Source organism: Actinoplanes sp. NPDC051633, assembly GCF_040681735.1.
GTDB lineage: Bacteria > Actinomycetota > Actinomycetes > Mycobacteriales > Micromonosporaceae > Actinoplanes.
Map to the genome: position 1 here is coordinate 1 of NZ_JBFAZH010000923.1, position 3168 is coordinate 3168.

General features: G+C 71.0%; 1 protein-coding gene. It reads right to left on the minus strand.

The window, feature by feature from the left end:
• Positions 1–3168: Ig-like domain-containing protein (locus AB0M20_RS34555; RefSeq protein WP_364304564.1), on the minus strand; the 3168-nt coding region annotated here is incomplete at both ends.

Consider the following 3168-nt stretch of genomic DNA (forward strand, 5'->3'; position numbering starts at 1 on the left):
GTCAGCGTGCCGGATGCGCTCGCCGCCACCAGCGCGCCCGGCGAGCCGTTCGCGTCGGCGTAGATCGCCACCTGGTATTGGTTGCCCGGCGCGGCCTGCACCGTCTTGAGATAGACGGAGACCTGGCTCACCGGGAGCGCCGTGGCGCCGTTGACGAACCGCGAGCCGTTCATGAAGTTCATGTCGCCGGCGTCCAGCGAGCCGCCGACCTGGTCGTACCCCAGTCGCGGAGCGCTCGGGTTCGAGGTGGTGAACGAGAACTGGTGGTTGGCCGCCAGCGCGTTGCCCGCCGTGTCGGTGACGCCCGTCCGGACGGTCACCGTGTACTGGGTCGAGGCGGCCAGCGCCGCGGACGGCGTGATCGTCGCCGCCTGGCCGGCCGCGTCGTAGGTGACGGTACGGTTCACCAGCGTGCCGCCCGGGCCGCGAAGCTCCAGGTTCGCCGGCGTGATCGTGCCGGCCGCCATGCCCTCGCTGAACCGCACGGTGATCGGCGCGTTCAGCGCCACCCCGGTGGCGCCGCCGGCCGGGGTCGTGGAGGTCACCGTCGGCGCGGCGGTGTCCGCGCCGGTGGTGGCGTAGATGGAGAACTTCGCGTTCCACCGGCTCGACGTGCCGAACGGGGTCGGCCACGTGCCGAACGGCGTGGACGCGCTCCAGGCGCCCTGGCCGGCCGTGCCGGCGTCGAAGCTCAGGTTGTTGTCGCCGTTGGTGTTGTACATCAGCCAGTACGCGGTGTTGGCGGCCAGCGTCGCGCTGATCGGCCGGGTGTTCCACGAGTTGGCGGTCAGCGCGCCGGACGTGCTGGCCGCCACCCGGGCCCCGGGTGAGCCGTTCGAGTCGGCGTAGACGGCGAGCTGGTACTGGTTGTTCGGCGCCGGTTGCACGGCCTTCATGTACACCGACATGGACGTCACCGTCGCCGGGGCGGACCCGGTGACGAACCGCGAGCCGTTCATGTGGTTCACGTCGCCGGTGTCCACCGACGCGCCGACCTGGGTGTAGCCGATCCGCTGCGGTGCCGGGGCGGCCGCGTAGGTCGCGGTGTACGTCGTCGCCGCCGCCGGAGCGGTGATGACGTGGGTCTGCTGCCCGCCGTCGGACCACGACGCGAACGTCGAGGAGGCCTGCGGCGACGGCGCGGACACCGAGTTGGTCGAGCCCTGGATCACCGTACGGGAGAACGGCGTGATGCTCGACGACGAGCCGACCGCGAGCTGGAGCCCGGACGGCACGGTGTTGAAGGTCAGGTTGACCGTCTTCGGGTCCAGCCGCCGCGTCACGGTGTGCGTGAGGCCGTCCTGGTCGGTGGCGACCAACCTCAGTTCCAGATAGGACGGATACTCGTGGTCGGGCGCCTCGAACGATCCGGACGCCACACCGGTCCAGCTGCGGATGTCATGGGCGTGGCAGTTGTCGGGCGCGGAGCAGTGATGCATGACCAGGCCCCAGTCGAGCCGGGACGCGGGAAGGGTGCCCTGCTGCGGATCGGTGGCGTGCCCGGAGAAGGCGATGACGTCGCCGACCTTCCAGGTCGTGCTCGCGGCCGGCGTGTCCATCACCGCCGTCGGCGCCGAGTTGCCGGGCGAGATCGCGATCGTGCTGGTGTGGGTCGCGCCCAACGTGTCGGTCACCGTCAGCCGCGCGGTGTACGAGCCCACGGTGGTGTAGGTGAACGTCGCCGTCGGCGCGGTGGAGTCGGTGACGCCGTCGTCGGTGAAATCCCAGGCGTAGGTCAGGCGACCGTCGTCGGCCGGATCCGGGTCGGTGGAGCCGGTGCCGTTGAACGTCACGATCAACGGCGTCGGGCCCTGCGTCGGCGACGCGGCGATGACCGCGCTCGGTGGCTGGTTTCCCGGGTAGTAGCGCACGCGGCGGACGGTGCCGCCCAGGTCGACGTGGTAGACCTCCCCGCCGGGGCCAACCTCGAGGTCGACCGGGCTGGCGGCGTCGGAGATGAACGTCTGCAGGTTGGCCGGGTTGGGCAGGCCGCCCGGCGCGGACGGCAGCGACGCCCAGATGCACCGGCGCGAGTAGTCGGCGAAGAAGACCGCGCCGTTGTACGCGGCCGGGTAGGGGCCACCGGCCGTCGGGTAGAACGCCACGCCGGTCGATGATGAGCCACCGGTCGGGCAGGCCTCCCCCGTGACCAGCTTGGCGGCGTGGTTCCAGGCGACGAACGGCGGGGTGTGCGTGTCCGCCGGTGCGGTGTAGAGACTTTCGCAGATCGGCAGGTTGGCGCTGTCGTACCCGGACTGGCGGGCGTTGCCCTCCCAGCACGGCCAGCCGAAGTTGGTGACGCCCGCGGTGGGGTTGACCACCCGGTTGACCTCTTCCCAGGTGTTCCACCCGGTGTCGGAGATCCAGGCCTCGTTGGTGCCGGGCCGCATGGTGAGCCGGTAGGGGTTGCGCAGACCGTTGGCGACGATCCGGCGGACGTCCGGGTCGGCCGAGCCGATGTTCGGGTTGCCGGCCGCTGCCGCGCCGGTGGCCGGGTCAAGCCGCAGCAGCGTGCCGTCGAGCTGGGTCTCGTCGCCCGTGGTGCGGATGTCCTGCGAGCGCAGCGCTCCGCCTTCATTGGCGGGGTCGGCGCACGGGTTGGTCGGCGCCCCGGAGGGGAACTGGCCGTAGTCGACCGCGCTGAAACTGGCGCCGTCGCCGGCGGTGACGTACAGCATCCCGTCGGCGCCGAAGGCGATGTCCCCGATGGAATGACTCGGGAACTGCTGGCACCAGTCGTTCAGCAGGACCTGCTCGCTGCCGGTCATCGTGTCGCCGCCGGCCTGCAGGCGGGAGAGCCGGCCGGAGACCACGCAGCGCCCGTCGTTCGCGTTGGCGCACACGTCGTTCCAGACCGGGGCGGTCTGGCCGGGCGGTGCGTCGTATGTGTACAACACGTAGACATACGGACTGGCCGGGAAGTTGGGTGCCAGCGCCAATCCGAGCAGACCTCGGTCCCACTGGTTGTGCACGTTGGCCGACAGGTCGGCGAACACCGTCGGGGTCGTGTCGGCGAGGTCGTCGAAGACCTTGATGCGGCCGCCCTTCTCGGCGACGAAGACGCGTCCGTCCGGCGCGAACTCCAAATCGGTCGGTGAGCTGAGGCCGCTGAAGACGATCTGCTCCTGGAAGCCGCTCGGCAGCGCGACCGCGGACGCGGTGGGCGCG